The 16349-nt window shown below is 72.7% G+C and carries 16 protein-coding genes; 6 read left to right on the top strand and 10 right to left on the bottom strand.

Annotated features, from left to right (window positions below):
- The first annotated feature begins 63 nt into the window (after positions 1 to 63).
- Both BV907_RS03380 and idi read left to right on the top strand, forming a co-directional pair.
- Entirely contained in the window at positions 64 to 1377 is a 1314-nt protein-coding gene (locus BV907_RS03380; protein ID WP_077488244.1) for a uracil-xanthine permease family protein, read from the top strand.
- A gap of 89 nt (positions 1378 to 1466) precedes the next feature.
- On the top strand, positions 1467 to 1997 hold the full coding sequence (idi, locus tag BV907_RS03375; RefSeq protein ID WP_077488243.1) for an isopentenyl-diphosphate Delta-isomerase: 531 nt from the start codon (positions 1467 to 1469) through the stop codon (positions 1995 to 1997).
- Between the two features lie 379 nt (positions 1998 to 2376).
- Here idi and BV907_RS03370 read toward each other — a convergent pair whose 3' ends face one another.
- Together BV907_RS03370 and BV907_RS03365 are read right to left on the bottom strand one after the other, a co-directional pair.
- Complete coding sequence (locus BV907_RS03370; protein WP_077488241.1) at positions 2377 to 3492, bottom strand: glycerate kinase; 1116 nt, start codon at positions 3490 to 3492, stop codon at positions 2377 to 2379.
- 52 nt (positions 3493 to 3544) lie between these two features.
- On the bottom strand, positions 3545 to 4288 hold the full coding sequence (locus BV907_RS03365) for a glycerophosphodiester phosphodiesterase family protein (RefSeq protein WP_077488406.1): 744 nt from the start codon (positions 4286 to 4288) through the stop codon (positions 3545 to 3547).
- A gap of 56 nt (positions 4289 to 4344) precedes the next feature.
- Between BV907_RS03365 and BV907_RS03360 the strand changes: the two genes are divergently transcribed.
- The gene (locus tag BV907_RS03360) at positions 4345 to 4830 is read left to right on the top strand and encodes an NUDIX domain-containing protein (protein ID WP_077488240.1); all 486 of its coding nucleotides are present in this window, start codon (positions 4345 to 4347) and stop codon (positions 4828 to 4830) included.
- 23 nt (positions 4831 to 4853) lie between these two features.
- On the opposite strand, the gene BV907_RS03355 is transcribed toward BV907_RS03360, so the two are convergent.
- Both BV907_RS03355 and BV907_RS03350 read right to left on the bottom strand, forming a co-directional pair.
- The gene (locus BV907_RS03355) at positions 4854 to 6101 is read right to left on the bottom strand and encodes an amidohydrolase family protein (RefSeq protein ID WP_077488239.1); all 1248 of its coding nucleotides are present in this window, start codon (positions 6099 to 6101) and stop codon (positions 4854 to 4856) included.
- A gap of 88 nt (positions 6102 to 6189) precedes the next feature.
- A complete protein-coding gene (locus tag BV907_RS03350) occupies positions 6190 to 7674 on the bottom strand; it encodes a DUF3100 domain-containing protein (RefSeq protein WP_245827766.1) in 1485 nt (494 codons plus the stop codon).
- 219 nt (positions 7675 to 7893) lie between these two features.
- Between BV907_RS03350 and BV907_RS03345 the strand changes: the two genes are divergently transcribed.
- Both BV907_RS03345 and BV907_RS03340 read left to right on the top strand, forming a co-directional pair.
- Positions 7894 to 9375 carry a chlorohydrolase family protein gene (locus BV907_RS03345; RefSeq protein ID WP_077488238.1) on the top strand — a complete coding sequence of 494 codons (1482 nt, stop codon included), beginning with the start codon at positions 7894 to 7896 and terminating at the stop codon, positions 9373 to 9375.
- Positions 9376 to 9429: 54 nt separating this feature from the next.
- Positions 9430 to 10713 carry an MFS transporter gene (locus BV907_RS03340; RefSeq protein WP_139346581.1) on the top strand — a complete coding sequence of 428 codons (1284 nt, stop codon included), beginning with the start codon at positions 9430 to 9432 and terminating at the stop codon, positions 10711 to 10713.
- A gap of 200 nt (positions 10714 to 10913) precedes the next feature.
- Here BV907_RS03340 and BV907_RS03335 read toward each other — a convergent pair whose 3' ends face one another.
- The 3 genes from BV907_RS03335 to BV907_RS03325 all read right to left on the bottom strand — a co-directional run bounded on the left by BV907_RS03335 (position 10914) and on the right by BV907_RS03325 (position 13392).
- Positions 10914 to 11540 carry a hypothetical protein gene (locus BV907_RS03335; RefSeq protein ID WP_077488235.1) on the bottom strand — a complete coding sequence of 209 codons (627 nt, stop codon included), beginning with the start codon at positions 11538 to 11540 and terminating at the stop codon, positions 10914 to 10916.
- Positions 11541 to 11616: 76 nt separating this feature from the next.
- Complete coding sequence (locus tag BV907_RS03330; RefSeq protein WP_139346580.1) at positions 11617 to 12273, bottom strand: hypothetical protein; 657 nt, start codon at positions 12271 to 12273, stop codon at positions 11617 to 11619.
- A gap of 219 nt (positions 12274 to 12492) precedes the next feature.
- Positions 12493 to 13392: a hypothetical protein gene (locus BV907_RS03325; RefSeq protein ID WP_175637349.1), complete on the bottom strand. Its 900-nt coding sequence runs from the start codon at positions 13390 to 13392 to the stop codon at positions 12493 to 12495.
- 256 nt (positions 13393 to 13648) lie between these two features.
- Between BV907_RS03325 and BV907_RS18675 the strand changes: the two genes are divergently transcribed.
- Positions 13649 to 13798 carry a hypothetical protein gene (locus BV907_RS18675; protein ID WP_175637348.1) on the top strand — a complete coding sequence of 50 codons (150 nt, stop codon included), beginning with the start codon at positions 13649 to 13651 and terminating at the stop codon, positions 13796 to 13798.
- A 138-nt stretch (positions 13799 to 13936) separates the two neighbouring features.
- Here the strand turns inward: BV907_RS18675 and BV907_RS03320 are convergent, their stop codons facing one another.
- From BV907_RS03320 to BV907_RS03310, 3 genes are read right to left on the bottom strand one after another with little or no spacing between them, the layout of a single operon-like run.
- Positions 13937 to 14770 (bottom strand): HAD family hydrolase, encoded by an 834-nt coding sequence (locus tag BV907_RS03320; protein WP_077488404.1) that lies wholly within the window; start codon positions 14768 to 14770, stop codon positions 13937 to 13939.
- A 37-nt stretch (positions 14771 to 14807) separates the two neighbouring features.
- Positions 14808 to 15335: a YbhB/YbcL family Raf kinase inhibitor-like protein gene (locus BV907_RS03315; RefSeq protein ID WP_077488233.1), complete on the bottom strand. Its 528-nt coding sequence runs from the start codon at positions 15333 to 15335 to the stop codon at positions 14808 to 14810.
- The gene (locus BV907_RS03310; RefSeq protein WP_077488232.1) at positions 15332 to 16324 is read right to left on the bottom strand and encodes a carbohydrate kinase family protein; all 993 of its coding nucleotides are present in this window, start codon (positions 16322 to 16324) and stop codon (positions 15332 to 15334) included. The genes BV907_RS03315 and BV907_RS03310 overlap by 4 nt, the downstream gene beginning before the upstream one ends.
- Positions 16325 to 16349: the final 25 nt, after the last annotated feature.

Raw genomic sequence — 16349 nt, 5'->3', positions numbered from 1 at the left:
CCGCCGGTAGGATGTGCACCGGGAGTCCCCTCCCCCTCCCCACCACCGCTCGGAAGGCGCCCCATGAGCCTGCTCGGAACCCGATGGACAGTTCACGGCGACGGCAGGTCCGTGCGCCCCGGCGAGGTCGTCGCGCCGCAGGAGCGGCTCGCGTGGCCGCTCACGATCGGCGTGGGCCTCCAGCACGTCGTGGCGATGTTCGGCGCGACGTTCCTCGTGCCGATCCTGACCCACATGCCCCCGGCCACGACGCTCTTCTTCTCGGGCGTCGGCACGCTGCTGTTCCTCGTCCTGACGCGCGGGCGCGTGCCCTCGTACCTCGGGTCATCGTTCGCGTTCATCGCCCCGATCCTGGCGTCACAGCAGCAGTTCGGCGTCGCCGGCGCGCTCGGCGGCGTGGTGGTGGCCGGCGTCGTGCTCGCGGCGGTCGGCGGGATCGTGCAGGCGTTCGGCGCACATTGGATCAACATCGTCATGCCGCCCGTCGTGACCGGGGCGATCGTGGCGCTCATCGGGCTCAACCTCGCGCCCGCGGCGAAGGCGAACGTCGACGCCGCGCCCGTCACGGCGCTCGTGACGCTGCTCGCGATCATCCTCGTCTCCGTCCTGTTCCGCGGGATCCTCGGGCGGCTCAGCATCCTGGTCGGTGTCGTCATCGGGTACGGCGTCGCGGTGGCGCGCGGCGAGGTGGACTTCTCGAAGGTCGACGCCGCCGCGTGGATCGGCCTCCCGCACTTCCAGACGCCCGAGTTCCACGTCGGCGTACTCGGGCTCTTCGTGCCGGTCGTCCTCGTGCTCGCCGCCGAGAACATCGGGCACGTCAAGAGCGTCGCCGCGATGACGGGGCAGGACCTCGACGACATGGCCGGCCGCGCGCTCATGGCCGACGGCGCCGCGACCGTCCTCGCCGGCGTCGGCGGCGGCTCCGGCACGACGACGTACGCCGAGAACATCGGCGTCATGGCCGCGACCAAGGTCTACTCGACGGCGGCGTACTGGATCGCAGGCGGCACGGCGCTCGCGCTGAGCTTTTCGCCCAAGTTCGGCGAGCTCATCGCGACCGTCCCGGCCGGCGTCCTCGGCGGCGCCGCGACGATGCTGTACGGCATGATCGGCGTGCTCGGGGTCAAGATCTGGGTGCAGAACCGGGTCAGCTTCTCGAACCAGATCAACTTGACGACGGCGGCGGTCGCGCTCGTTGTCGGCATCGCCGACTACACGTGGAACCTCGGTGAGCTCTCCTTCGCGGGCATCGCGCTCGGCTCGGCCGCGGCCCTGCTCGTCTTCCACGGCATGACGGCGGTCGCGCGGTGGCGGGGCACCCTTGCCGAACCGGCGACCGAGCCCGCCGCCGTCGAGGAGGGGCCCTCGCACTGAGGCTCGGGCGCACGACGGCGGGCGCGGACGGCGGCGCGGGCGTGGCCCGAGGCGCGGGCGTGGTCGGCGGCGGCTGGGAGAATGGGGGGATGGACGCACCCGTGGAGCTCGTGCAGCTCGTTGACGACGACGGCCGCCCCCTCGGCACGGCCCCCAAGGCGAGCGTCCACACGGCGGAGACTCCCCTGCACCTGGCCTTCTCGTGCCACGTCTACGGCCCAGACGGGCGGATCCTCGTGACCCGGCGTGCCCTCTCGAAGGCCACGTGGCCCGGCGTGTGGAGCAACGCGTTCTGCGGGCACCCGGCTCCCGGGGAGCCGTTCGAGGAGGCGATCCGCCGGCGGGGGCGACAGGAGCTCGGGCTCGAACTCACGGGCATCGAGCCCGTCCTGCCCGACTTCCGCTACCGGGCTGTGGACGCCTCGGGCATCGTCGAAAACGAGATCTGCCCGGTCTACTGCGCCGTTGCGACCACCGACCCCGAGCCCGTTCCCGACGAGGTGGCCGAGTGGGTCTGGGCCGAACCCGAAGGCTTCCGGACCGCCGTGGCTGCCGCGCCCTACGCCTTCAGCCCGTGGCTCGTGCTCCAGCTCGACGCCCTTGCAGCTCTGGGGCGCTAGCAGCACCTCGGGCCTAGCCTGAAATGCGGGGTCACCTCCCAAGGATCCGGGGTCAGCTCTCAGCGTTGCGGGGTCACCTCCCAAGGATCCCGGGTCACGTCCCTGCAATGCGGGGTCATAGCGGCCTCAAGTCTCGGGCTTCCAGCTCGCGAAGCGTCTCACACGGAACGGTCCGGGCGAGCCCAACCGGCCGGCCGCGCGCGAATCTCGGGCCGGGTGAATCATTGGCCTGGGATCTCAGTGACTCCGCATTCTTGGGACGTGACCCCGGATCCTTGGGAGGTGACCCCGCAACGCTGGGACTTGACCCCTCATCCTTGGGACGTGACCCCTCATCGGAGGGAGGTGACCCCGCATCTGGGGGTTGGTGTGGGGTGGGTCAGGCTCCTTCCAGGAGCTCCGCGACCGCCCGGCGGACGTACTGGGCGCCCTCGGCGATGGCCTCGGCCGGGCTCGGGGCCAGGTCCACGAGGGCCCCGGCTGTCTCGATGCCGTGCTCGGCGAGCTGCTCAGGCGTCGCGAGGAGCCGGCCCGCGACGGCCACGACCGGGATGCCGCGGTCCCGGGCGCGGTCGGCTAGGGCGATCGGGGCCTTGCCCGTGAGGGACTGCCCGTCGAGCGAGCCCTCGCCCGTGATGACGAGGTCCGCGAGTGCGAGCCGCGCGTCCAGCCCCACGAGCTCGGCGACGAGGTCGAAGCCGCTCTCGAGCCGGGCGTCCGTGTAGGCAAGGAACGCCGCGGGGAAGCCGCCCGCTGCGCCGGCTCCCGGGACGTCGACGTTGCGCCCCGTCGCCTCGGCGAGGAGGCGCGCCCACGTGCGCAGGCCGGCGTCGAGCGCCTCGACGAGCTCGGGGTCCGCGCCCTTCTGCGGTCCGAAGATGTGGGCCGCGCCCTCGGGGCCCGTGAGCGGGTTGCGGACGTCGACGGCGATGCGCAGCGTCGCGCCGGCGAGCCGGGGGTCGAGGGCGGAGGCGTCCACCGAGGCGACGTCCTTCAGGTGCGCCCCGCCGAGCGGCACGACGTTGCCCGACGCGTCCAGGGGCCGCAGGCCGAGGGCCCGGAGGGCGCCGGAGCCGCCGTCGGTCATGGCCGAGCCGCCGAGGCCGAGGATGATCTCGGTGGCCCCCGCGTCGAGGGCGGCGGCGATGAGCTGGCCCGCGCCGTACGAGTGGGCGCGGCCGGCGGTCTCGGCGTCGGGCTCCTGGCCGAGGGCAGCGAGCCCGGAGGCCTGCGCGGTCTCGATCACGGCGGTCGTGCCGCTGATGGCCCACGCGGCTCCCACGGGCTTGATGAGCGGGCCGGTCACGGCGCGGATGCGCTCATCGAAACCCGCGGCGACGGCGGCCTCGAGGGTGCCCTCGCCGCCGTCGGCGATCGGGACCCGGAGGATCTCGGCCTCGGGGTAGACGCCGAGGGCGCCCTCGGCCATCGCCTCGGCGGCTTCGGCGGCGGTCAGGGAGCCCTTGAACTTGTCCGGGGCGATGAGAATGCGCATGGGCCCCATCATGCCATCCCGGCATTGTCGGAATGTGTTTTCCGCCACTCGGTTACCGCCCCGGCGGCCAGGCCCCCCGCGCCTCGAGCACCCCGCGCAGCACGTCGGCCCGGTCGGTCACGAGCCCGTCCACGCCGGCGTCGAGGAGCCGCGCCATGTCGGCGGGATCGTTGACCACCCACACGTGAAGCTGCAGTCCGAGGCGGTGCGCCCGGGCGACGGTCCGCGGGGTGACGACCCGCAGCCGGCCGGCGCGCTCGGGCACCTGGAGGCAGTCGACGTCGTGCAGGACCCTCCGCAGGGCTCGGTCCGCGAGCGAGGAGCCGAGCAGCCGGAACGCCGCCGAGCCGCGCAGTCCCGCCGAGGACGCCACACGCCGGGACAGCAGCGCGAGCACGCCCCGCCGGCGCACGTCGGAGAACGAGGTCACGAGGATGCGGTCGTGGAGCCGGAGCCCCTCGATGACCCCGGCGAGGGGCACGACGGCGTCGGCGGACTTCACGTCGACATTGAACAGGGCGTCCGGGAACTCCTCGGCGAGCTCCTCGAAGCGCGGAATCCGCTCGATGCCGCCGATCCTCGTGGCCGAGACCGATGCCCACGTGAGCCCGCGCAGCGGGCCGCTCCGGTCCGTGACGCGGTCGAGGCGCTCATCGTGGAAGGCGACCAGCACGCCGTCGGCCGTGGCCCGCACGTCAGTCTCGAGGTGCGTGAAGCCGAGCTCTCTGGCGGCCCGGAACGCCGTGAGCGTGTTCTCGAGCCCCTCCGGCGAGAATCCCCGGTGGGCGAACGCCATGGGGGCTCGGGTCAGGAACGCCACACGCACACGGTACCGCGGGTAGGCTCGATTCCATGGAAGAGCTGAGCCCCGTGAGCCGGGAGTACTTCCGCACGCTCCCCCGCCGCCGCCTCGCGGCCGGCCTCGTGATCCGCGACGGGCACGGCGCCGTGCTCGCGGTCAAGCCCAACTACAAGGACGGCTGGCTCCTCCCCGGCGGCACCGTGGACCCCGGCGAGGCGCCCCGCAACGCCGCCCGCCGCGAGGGCCGCGAGGAGCTGGGCCTGGACATCGAGCCGGGAGCGCTCCTGCTCATCGCCCACTCGGCCTTCCCGGACCCGATCGGGGACGGGCTGAGCTTCCTGTACGACGGCGGGAGCCTCCCCGACGGCGCGCGGGTCACCCTCCAGCAGGAGGAGCTCACGGAGTGGAAGTTCATCGGGCCGGACGAGTTCGACGACCACTTCGGCGCGCACGGCGCGGTGCACGTGGCCGCCGCTCTGACCGGCCTCGCCGAGGCACGCACGCTCGAGCTCGAGGACGGCATCGAGATCGTCTGAGCCGCCCGGCCCGAAGAGCCCCTCTACCCGGCCGCGCCGGGCAGGACGGCCAGCCCGTCGGCCACGACCCTGCCGTCGTGGAGGACGGTGCGGTCGGTGCCGCGGTCCATGACGGCGCTCGTGACGGTCTCGCCGTCGACCAGGACGATGTCCGCGCGATCGCCGGGCGCCAGGCCCGGCCTGTCGTCCGGGCTCGCGAGCCGCGGCGCGCTCCGGTCCATGATCGACGCGCCGCCGATGGTGGCGATGGCCGCGCAGTGCTCGATGAGCCGGTCCTTGCGCAGGCGGTGGGTGAAGGCCAGCTGCCAGGTGCGGTCGAGCATGTCGCAGTTGCCGTACGGGCTCCAGTAGTCGCGCTGGCCGTCCTCGCCGAGGCCCACGCGGATTCCCGCCTCCGTCATCCGGGCCAGGTCGAACTGGGTCCCTCCGGTGGCAGGGGCGACGGTGGCCCACGCGATGTCGAGCTCGGCCATCTCCTCCACGAGCCGCGCGGTCACCTCGGGGTGGACGTTGGCCAGGTCATAGGCGTGGGAGAGGGAAACGCGGCCCTGCATCCCGAGCGCGCGCGTGCGCTCGAAGACGAGCTCGGCGCTGAAGACCCCCAGGTGGCCGGGCTCGTGCAGGTGGAGGTCGACGTCGACCCCGTACTTCTCGGCGAGCCCGAAGACGATGTCGAGGTGCCGGACCGGATCGCGGTCCAGCTGGCAGGGGTCGATGCCCCCGACCGTCGTCGCGCCGCCGCGGAGGGCCTCCTCGAGGAGCGGCACGGTGCCCTCCTCGAGAAGGAGGCCTGCCTGCGGGAAGGCCATGACCTCGACGTCGGCGGCCTGGGCGAAGCGCCCCTTCGCGGCCATGACTGCCTCGAAGCGCTCGAGTTTGCAGTCGACGTCGATCTGGGCGTAGGACCGCACGCGCGTCGTCCCGCGGGCGATCATCCGCTCGAGCGTCCCGGCGACGACGTCGGGGTACGGGACGGGCGTGTCGCGCCAGTGGGCGCGGTCGTTGCTCATCATGTTCCACACGCCGGGTGCGCCGGTGTGCTCGCGGAAGGGCAGCCCGATGCGGGTCGAGTCGAGGTGGACGTGGACGTCGGAGAACGCGGGCAGGGCGAGGCGGCCCCGTCCGTCGACGACGTCGGGCGCGGGCCGCGCGTCGTCGGCATGCGTCCGCTCGGCCCCGTGCCCGCGCGGGTGGATCGCCGCGATCCGCCCGTCGCGCACCTCGAGGTCGACGGCGTCGCCTCCCCAGGGGCGGACATCGGTGATGAGCATCGTTCGGGCCTTTCTGTCGGTGAGGGCTGGACGGGCGGAGGCGGGGGCCGCCGCGTGGCCGGCCCCCGCCCTCGGTGCTGACAGCGGGTCAGAAGCGGAGCGCGGCCTCGGCGATGGCGGCCGCGGCGACGAAGCTCGCCGTGAACGTCATGAGGGCGACGATGACGATCTTCCAGCTCAGGGAGCGCAGCGCCTTGACGTCCCGCCCGAGCGACATGCCGACGAGGGCGATCATGGGCAGGCCAGCGTACAGGACGTTGATGTTGTGGGTCACGGACGCGACGAAGGGCCCGGTGGGCAGGAACGTCGCGGAGGCGATGGTGGCCAGGGCGAGGACCCAGATGCTCGAGGGGACCGCGGGGACGAGCTTCGCGAGCACGAGTGCGATCGCCGTGAGCGCGAGGAGGACAAGCACGCCGACGGAGTCCTCGGGCCGCAGGGAGCCGGTGCCGAGGGCGTTGAGAAGGAGGCCCGCGCCGCCGGCGGCCGCGAAGGAGACGATCCAGGTCAGCGGCGTGCGCTTCAGCACGGGGTCGGTCTCGATGCCGTGGATGTCGACAGCATCGAGGGGACTGCCAGCCTGGTTGCCCGAGGTACCGCGCTGGCGGTCGCGCCCGCCGTCGTGCACAGTGCCCTCGCCCACGGCGCCCTCGCGCTTGGCCAGCACCGTGGCCGCGGCAGCGCCGGGGCCGCGGCGAACCCGGCGGCCGAGGTCGTCCCGCCCGAACAGGCGCGACCAGAGCTTGTAGAGCTTCTGGCACATCGGCAGGGCGATGAAGACTCCGGCATAGAAGCCGACGATGTTCGTCACGAGGTTGGACAGCGCGGCGAGCGCCGCGATCTCCCCCGCCATCTCGGGATAGAGGATCGAGAGGGCGCCGACGCCGCCGAGCATCATCGAGCCGGAGCCGAGGCCCAGGCCCAGGGCGAGGGCCCGGGGGTCGAAGAAGTCCAGCCCGCCGAGGAGGCCGGCCAGGATCGAGATGAACACGGCGCCGAAGACGCTGCCCAGGACCCAGACGGCGAAGACGCCGCGGTACTCCGGGGAGCGGACGCCGAAGCGCTGGATGGCGAAGGCGAGGTAGGACTCGCGGTCGATCGACCACGTCGCGCCGATCGCGGCGCGCCCCATGCCCAGGGCGACTGCGACGGGGAGGGCAAGGATCACGGTGCCGACGACGTGCCCGACCTCCTGCAGGAGGATCGCGGGGCCGAGGTTCGTGAACTTCATGAGGGAGGGCCCGATCTGGGTCCCGAGCCCGGCCAGGAAGAAGACGATCGAGACGTCCTGGAGATGGGTGGACACGGCTCGGGCCCGGCCGCCGATCGGCTTCCACTTCTGGACGCCGAGGAAACCGCCGATGAGCACGGTCCACAGGATGGGCATGAGGACGATCGCCGCGTGGCCGATCTGGAACTTGTGGGTGCCGATGCTGATGGCGACGGCGCAGACGGCCGTGGAGACCCCGATCATGGCGAGCCACAGGGCGGGGCGGGCCCGGAAGGAGGGGGACGCTGGGGCGTCGACGACGGCGAGGTCGGAGCCGGCTGCGGTCTTCGCATCATTGCGCATGACGCTGGCCTTTCGGTGGGGGAGGCTTTGGCATACCATCTTGGTATTCCAATTCGACTGTAAACCTGCGCACCATGAGAGGCAAGTCACTTTCGCGATCAATCTGGCACTCCGGACAGAGGCCCCGAGCCCTGACGCGGGAGTCGACCCTTCCTGATCACACTCGATATCAAGCCCCGCGCGGCTCGGCACCGGGGGCTCCCGTGCAAGGAGGTACATTTGTATACCAAGATCACAGCGCGATACGTCCTCGGCTCTGACGGAGGCCAGCACGCCCTGATCGAGGACGGCGAGGTCGTCGTCAAGGGAGACACGATCGTGTTCGTGGGCCGCGGCTACGACGGGCCAGTGGACGAGGAGCGGGACTACGGGCAGAGCCTCGTCATGCCCGGCCTCATCGACCTCGACGCTCTCGCGGACATCGACCACCTGATCCTCGACTCGTGGCCCTCCCCCGACGTCGCGCCCGGCCACCTCTGGTCCGAGGACTACTTCGACCACCGCCGCCGCGACGTCTTCACCCGGGCCGAGCGCGCCACCGTCCGGGAGTTCGCGCTCGCGCAGCTCGCCCTGCATGGCGTCACGACCTACATGCCCATTGCCTCGGAGATCCACAGCTCCTGGGCCGAGGGCTTCGACGAGCTCGCCGACATGGCCGAGACGGGCCGGCGCCTCGGGCTGCGCGGCTACCTCGGGCCCGCCTACCGCGCCGGCGTGCACGTCACGACGGCCGACGGCGGGCGGACGGTCCGCTTCGACGAGGCCGGGGGCCTCGCGGGCCTGCGCGACGCCGAGCGCTTCCTCGACTATGCCGCCGACCTCGCGGACCCCCTCGTCACGGGCGTCCTGCTGCCCTGCCGGATCGAGACCATCACCGAGGAGCTCATGCGCGAGACCGCCCGGGTCGCGAGGGAGCGGGACGCGCTCGTCCGGCTGCACTGCCTCCAGTCCGCGCTCGAGGAGGGGCTCCTCCAGCGCGCGACGGGCCAGGGCGTCATCGAGCTGCTCGAATCCACCGGGCTCCTCGGCGCCCGCCTCCTCATCCCCCACGGCGTCGAGATCGACGCCCGCGACCCGCGGGCGACGGCGCCCGGCGGGCCGCTCGAGACCCTAGCCCGGCACGGCGTGAGCATCGTCCACTGCCCGCTCACGTCCTTCCGCTACGGCAAGCAGCTCGTCTCCTTCGACCGATTCCGCGCCGCGGGGGTCAACGTGTGCCTCGGCACGGACTCGTTCCCGCCGGACCTCGTGCGGGGCATCGACGTCGGCGCGCACCTCGCCCGGATGGTCGAGGGGAGGCCCGACGCCGGCAGGCTCGCCGACTACCTCGACGCCGCGACCCTCGGCGGCGCACGCGCCCTCGGCCGCGACGACCTGGGCCGGCTCGCCCCGGGCGCGCAGGCCGACCTCACGGTCTTCGCCCTGGACCAGTTCGCCGACGGCGTCGTCGAGGACCCCGTACGCACCCTCGTCCTCAACGGGACGGCGCGCAACGTGACGGACACCTTCGTGGCGGGGCGGCCCGTCGTCGTCAACGGCACCCTGCCCGGCGTCGACCTCGAGTCGCTCCGCGCCGAGGCGCAGCGGCTCTTCGGCCTCATGCGCGCGGCGTACTCGGAGCGTGACCTCGAGCGTCGCGGCCCCGACGAGCTGTTCCCGCCCGTGTACCCGGGCGCGGCCGTCCCTGCATCCGTCATGTAGCCCGGGGTTCCCCGCCCTTCCGGCTCATGTCCGGCCCATCACCAGGAGGTCCTTGTGGCGCTGTCCCCAACCGACGCCCCGCCACCGGCAGCGCTACTCCCGGCGGCGCCGCCCCCGGCGGCCGTAGCGCCGCCGCCCACGGCCGCGCGCGCCGTCGTGCGCCCCACGTGGCCGGTGGTGATCGCGGCGGTCCTCGTCGCGCTCAACCTCCGCCCAGCGGTCACGAGCATCGCCGCGGCGTTCCCGGAGCTCGGGGCCGCCTTTGGGCCGGCCTTCTCGGCCGGCACGCCGTGGCTGCTCGCGCTCGGCTCCGCCCCCGTGCTGGCCTTCGGCCTGTCCGCAGGCCTCGGCCCGTGGCTGGCAGCGCGTTGCGGCCTCGCCCGCACGCTCACCGGGGCGATGCTCGCCCTCGCCGCGGCGCTCGTCCTGCGGGTGGCCGCACCCGAGCTGCTGCTGGCCGGCAGCGCCGCGGCCGGCATCGCGATCATGGTCGGGAGCGTGCTCGTCCCGCAGCTCGTCAAGGCGCACGGCGGAGCGGCATGGTTCTCGGGCCTCGCGACGATGGGCATGGGCGGCGGCGCAGCGATCGGCGCGGCGCTCCTCACCCCCTCGGCAGCCGCCGTCGGCCTCCCGGCGGCGCTGGCCACGTGGGCGGCGCCGGCGGCCGCCGCGGCGCTCGTCGTCGCGCTCTCCCTGGGCAGCCGCCGTCGGGCCGCGCAGGGGGCCGGGCCGTTCCGAGCCGCCGCCCCCGCACCCGACGCCGGCCGGCCCCTCCTGAAGCACCCGACGGCGGTCGCGATCGCCGCCTACTTCGGGGTGCAGGCGACGCTCTACTTCGCCCTCACGTCCTGGCTGCCGAGCTTCCTCGTGTCGCGCGGCGCCGAGGCCGCCGAGGCGTCAGCGCTGCTCGCCTGGTTCAGTGTCGCCGGGCTGCCGGCCACGCTCGTCGTGCCGATGCTGCTGGGGCGCCGCCGCTGGCGCGGGGCGCTGGGGCCCGGGATCGGCGTCGTCCTCGCGGCCTCGATCCTCTGGGTGCTCGTCGCGCCCCTGCCCCTCATGCCGCTCGCCATCGCCGTTCTCGGGCTCGCGCAGAGCGGGGCGCTCGGCTACGCGCTGGCCATGGTGGTCGTGCGAGCGTCCGGCGCAGCGGTCGCCGGGAGGCTGTCTGCCCTGAGCCAGGGGGCCGGGTTCACGCTCGCCGCGGCGGGCCCCCCTGCGGCGGGGGCGGCGGTACAGCTGACCGGGGGCTGGACCGCGCCGTTCGCGGGCATGGCCGCCCTGGCGCTGGCCCTGGTCTGGCTGGGCGTCGTCGCTCACCGGGGCCGGGAGGTCTCCTAGCCGCGCCGAGCCACGGCACAGGTGAGGGGCCGCGGCCTGACGGCCACGGCCCCTCACGGTGTTCCTCTCGGGCGGCTCACGGCGGCCCTGCACCGCCGCCGCAGTCGCCGCCGCGGTCCAACCGGATGGCGCGAAGCTGTGGGCGATCGGGGGATCTCGCCCTGGCCCCACGCCATCCGGCGCTCGAGCGCGGGCAGCCGCTAGGCGTGCTGTCCGCGGGTCCGGTGCGCGTAGAGCGTGAGCAGGACCCAGACGATGAGCAGCGCGCCCGACCCGAAGAGCGCGGCGGAGACCACGTAGTCGGCGCCCTCGTCCGCGGCCGCGGTGTCAGCCGCGGTGTCAGCGGCGATGCTGACCTCCTGCGGGGGTGCAGCCTTGGCGGCGCCCAGAGGCGCTGCCACCGCCGCGCCGCTCGGCTCGACTGGGGTCGTCGGCTGGACTGGAGTCGTCGGCACCCCGGGAGTCGTCGGCGGAGGCGAAGTCACGACGGTCACGACGCACCCGGCGTTGAAGGTGGCCTGGCCCTGGGCATCCCAGTTCTGGCCGGGGAAGCTCTGCCCGTTCCAGTCGAAGGGCGGGATGATGTCCTCGGCGTCCTGGTGCCCGGCGCCCTCGTGGCCCTTCACGACGCCGGCCTTGGCCGGGGTGATCACGACGAAGGGGTTGGTTGTGGAGCCGGTGGCGTGACAGATGGTCACCCGATGGTCCGGGGGTGTGTCTCCGGCAGCGAAGGACGGGCTAGTCACGAGGCCCCCCGCCATCAGAGCGCAGGCCGCAAGGGTGAAGATCCCCGCGGAGTGCTTCTTGAAGTGAGAGAACAGCTGCATGCTGCTCGACTCCTTTCATATAGTGTGAGCCCCGCGTCCCAGTACGCGGCAAAGGCGGCTGCCATCCAATGCAGGATTATCCGCAGCGGAAGGTAACCAAAGTGATTTCGTCGTGGGGCCGCTCGAGATTGCACGAGAAGACCACGACATGATGCGGATCATTCGGGAATGAGAATTGCGTTGATTTGTCGACGATCCTCCGATCTTCGAGGCTGCACGGAATAGTCTGCCCATTCGCATCAGAAATTGATGCGGATTGCCCCTTTTCCCATCCGGGGAAACTCAGACGGTTGAACGGGAACGTGGCGGGATTGCACAGCGGGTCTGCGCCGTAGCACGTGTGCGCGGCCAGGACCACGGGCTGGTGTTCCTCTGTCTCGCCCGTGCCGACGAGCCAGTGCGCCACGGGGTCGAATCCGTTCGCGTCCAGGTCCGGGTTCACGGTCTCGCCCGGCGTCCACGGCATCGGCACGACGCCCACCGAGAGCCCGGCCGCCGGCCACGAGAAGCCGGTGGGAGGGAGGGACAGGCGCGGCAGCGAGACAGGTTGAGGTTCCGCGGGAGCGGACGACGGCGCCGGTTCGGGCTCGGCGGGCGGTGCGGGCTCCGTCACGGCGGGCTCCGCGGGCGGCACCGAGGCAGCAGCCCTTGCCGACGCCTCGGCGAGGAGCCGGGCTGCCTGCGCTCGGCGGTCCTGGGTGGCATCGATCTGGGCCTGCTGCACGGCGGCCACGCCAAGGAGGCCGATGGAGCAGGCCAGGACCGCAGCCCTGACCCACGCCCAGCGAGCAGCGACCGTCATTTTCCCACGCATGACGTCCCCCGACATCACTTCCGCGAATTCCGGCTGAATTCACCTGCTGCCTGGCCCCGGATTTCTCACCGGAGCTGGGTACTGTTTCAGTTGATCATTGCCGGGAGAGCGGCTTCCAGCACCACGGGATGTGCGCTTCTAGAAGACCTCCGACGAATTACCTCCGGCATCGGAGGGAATTCTCATGCTGTGGCCGATGCGCTCATTGGCGGATTCCGCGAGCGTGAGCCCGTCGCCGTCGTCCACGAGGGAGGAGAGCAGGGCCAGCGCGGCCGTGCCGAGCAGCGAGGTCCCGCGGGTCCGGTTCACGAGCGGCTCCTCCACGCCCGCGAGGACGCGCAGCCCGAGCCCCTCGGCGAGGGACTGGAGGATGATGTTGACCTCCTGGGCCCGCACGCCGGCACGCAGCCGCAGCCCGAAGCGCTCGACCACCTGCCGGTAGAGGCCGAACCACGCCGCCGTCATCGAGGCGTAGAGCTGCCGCAGCGCCTCGGCGGCGATGGGATCCGCCTCGGCGGAGGCCGTGAGGAGGAGCTGGAGCCTGTAGGCGGGCTGGTCGGCGATGAAGGACATGCCCTCGAAGGCCACGCGGTGGATTGCCGAGGCGAAGTCCCCGCCCGAGCACGCAAGCTCGTCCGCCCAGGCGTCGATCGCCCGGCGGAGGTAGCCCTCGCGGGCCTTGAGGGCGTAGGCCACGAAGTCGGAGAGGAAGTCCTGCTGCCCGGCCCAGCGGTCCCGGAACTTGGCCTCGGTGGGCACCAGCTCGGGGTACGCCTCGCGGGCGCGGCCCACGATCCGGGGGCGCGAGAGGTAGGCGAGGGACTGGCGCGCGACCTCGGCGGAATCCTCGCCGCCCGGGCCGAGGAGATGGTCCGTGAGGCTCAGCGCCGCGTTGAGGAACGCCCGGGTGAGATCGGAATTGGCGAGCCTGGCGCGATTCTTTGATTTCACGCGGCTCAGGTTCGTCACGGTCTCCGAGAGGTCGACGGCGTCGATATCGAAAGCCGCGAGCCCGGATGTTCCGTTGTCAGTGCCCATCGCTGCCCTCGGCCAAGGGGCGTGCATACGCCCACTCATTCATTCCCGAGACCGCAACGGCTATCTCCCCGTGGAGAATTATGATACAGAGTGTTCAAATAACGGAAGAGGTGAAGAGAGTTTTCTCCCGGAGTGTTGGCTTCGACTCCCCTCAACCACCGGATTCTTCCCGGCCGAGCACCGCGACGGCCGTAGCCATGGGGCGGCCAGGCGCGGACAATATGGGCATCCGGTGGTCATCGGGAAGGAGTTCGTGATGATTCTGCTCGTCTCGGGCATCGCTGCCCTCGCCTTCTGGGTCCTCGGGATACTCGGGGGCTTCGGCCCAGGCGTCCACATGTTCCTCGTCATCGGAACCATCTGCGTCACGATCGGCCTGACGCAGGCGGCGCACCGGCACTCGTAGCCCCCACCCCCGTCTCGGGTACGTATCTCGACGCCGAAATGGCGTTTCGGGTACGCAGGCTCGTACCCGGAAGGCCGCTTTCCCGTCGAGATACGTACCCGAGACGTGGGGGGCGGGGACGGGGAGCGAGCGAGCCGCCTACCCGGCGGCGCGGTCTGGCATGCGCCCGGCCGGCGCCTCGGCGAGCTTCCGCTCGAGGACCTGCGCGACGCCGTCGTCCTCGAGCCCGGGCGCGTGCAGCACCGTCGCCGCGAGCGCGAGCGGGTGCCCCGAGGACATCGCGTAGCCCTCGCCCGCCCACGAAAGCATCTCGACGTCGTTCGGCATGTCCCCGAACGCGACGACCTCTTCGGGCCGGATCCCCAGCGCGTGCGCGTACTCGGCGAGCGTCACGGCCTTGTTGACCCCCAGAGCGGCCATCTCGAGCATCGTCATGTCCACGGCCGAATGCGTCACGGCCACGAGGTGCGCGATGTGCGGGGCGACGCCGTCGAGATATTCCTCCGCGGAGATCCCCTCGATCTTGGCCATGAACTTGACCACCTCGTCCTCGCCCACGAGCTCGGCGAGGTCGCCGTGGCGCACCTGGTCGAGCAGGGCCCGATGCCGCGGCTCGGCGAACGCGGTCTCCATGACGAACTCCGCCGTCGTCTCGGCCGCGAAGGCCGTCTCGGGGAACAGCCCGCGGATGATGTCGCGGACCTCGAGCAGCGTGTCCCGGCGGATCGCCTCGGCGCTGACCACGGACATCGTCTCGAGGTCGAAGACGAGCGCGCCGTTCGAGCAGATCACGGTCCCGGAGTGGCCGAGCTGGTCGACGAGCGGCGTGAGCCAGCGCGCGGGGCGGCCCGTGACGAAGACGAGCTCGACCCCCGCGGCCTCGCACGCGTGCAGGGCCCGCACGGTCCGCGGCGTGATCCGTCCGTCGCTGCCGAGGATCGTCCCATCGATGTCGCTCGCCACGAGGCGCATGCGCAGCTGGCCCGTCGCCTGACCCATCGCGCCGCCCTCAGCGCGTCTCGGGGTGTTCGTAGTGCGTCGTGAAGCCCGCCCGGGCCAGCTCATGCGCGGCGATGTCATCGAGCGTGCGCGCGCCGTGGGTGCGCGGGGTGGCCGGCAGGCTCCCGACGTCGAGGGCGTGCACGGTCACGACGTAGCGGTGCCGCGCGCCCGGCGGCGGCCCGGCGCCCACGAAGCCGGAGTATCCAGCATCGTTCACGAGCTCGACCGAGCCGAGGGGCAGGCCCGCCACGTCCCCGGACGGCCCCATGCCATCCGGTGCGCCGCCTGCGCCCTCGGGCAGCTGGTCGACCTCGGCGGGGATGTTCACGACGGCCCAGTGGCAGAACCCGCCGGGCCGGGGCGCGTCCGGGTCCACGACCGTCACGGCGTAGCTGCGGGTCCCCTCGGGCGCCCCGCTCCACGCCAGCTGCGGCGAGAGGTCCTGCCCGCCCGGGATACCGAAGTGCGCGCTCGCCTGCGCGGCGGGCAGCTCGCCGCCCTCGACGAGGTCCTGGCTCGTCACCTCGAAGCTCATGCCGCACCTCCGCGGGTGCTCGCCGCAGGCGCTGACGGTGCGCCTGACGACGGCGCGGGGGCGCCCGCGCGGACCTCGGCCCGGGTCGGCGGATTGGCGCCGCGGCGGGAGACGGTCACGGCGGCGGCGCGCGCGGCGAAGTCCATGATCCGCCGCAGCTCGGCGGCGTCGAGGCGGCGCAGCTCGGGGCGGCGCTGCGCGCCGTCGAGCTCGCGGTCCACGATCCCCGAGAGCAGGGCGGCCATGAACGAGTCGCCGGCCCCGACGGTGTCCGCGACGCGCACGGCGGGCGGGGAGAGCTGCTCCTCGCCGTCGGCGCACACGCCCCAGGCCCCCCGGGAGCCGCGCGTGACCACGACGAGGGCCGGCCCCTCGGGCGCGCCGAGCCGGAGCCAGCGGCGCGCGGAGTCGAGCGGGTCGACGCCGGGGTAAAGCCAGGCGAGGTCCTCGTCCGAGGCCTTGACGACGTCGGCGAGCGCGACGAAGCGCTCGACCCGGCCGCGCACGGCCTCGGGGTCGGTGGTGATCGTGGGACGGCAGTTCGGGTCGAAGCCGATGGTCGCGCGGGGCCGGGCGCGCTCGACGACGGCCATGACCTGGTCTGCCCCGGGCTCGAGGACGGTCGCGATCGAGCCCGTGTGCAGGAGCGTCGTGGCGCCGAGGAGGCCCGAGAGCCGCTCGCGCAGGTCGGGCAGGTGCCAGTCGAGGTCGAAGTGGTAGGTCGCCGCGCCGCGGTGGTCGAGCTCGGCGGTCGCGACGGAGGTCGGCGTGCCGTCCGGCGGGAGGGGAACCAGGACGCCGGAGGCCCGGAGGTGCTCCGTGAGCATCCGCCCGTGGGGGTCGTCGCCGTAGCGGCCGATGAACTGCACGGGGTGGTCCAGCCGGGCCAGGCCGATCGCGACGTTGAGCGGGCTCCCGCCGGGGTGCGACTCCGTCCCGGACGGGCGGCGGACGACGTCGATGAGGCCCTCGCCGATCACAGTGAGCATGCGCTTTACGGTAGCAGTCCGGGCT

It is taken from the genome of Sinomonas mesophila (assembly GCF_001999765.1).
Lineage (GTDB): Bacteria > Actinomycetota > Actinomycetes > Actinomycetales > Micrococcaceae > Sinomonas > Sinomonas mesophila.
This window is presented reverse-complemented; position numbering and strand designations above follow the sequence as displayed.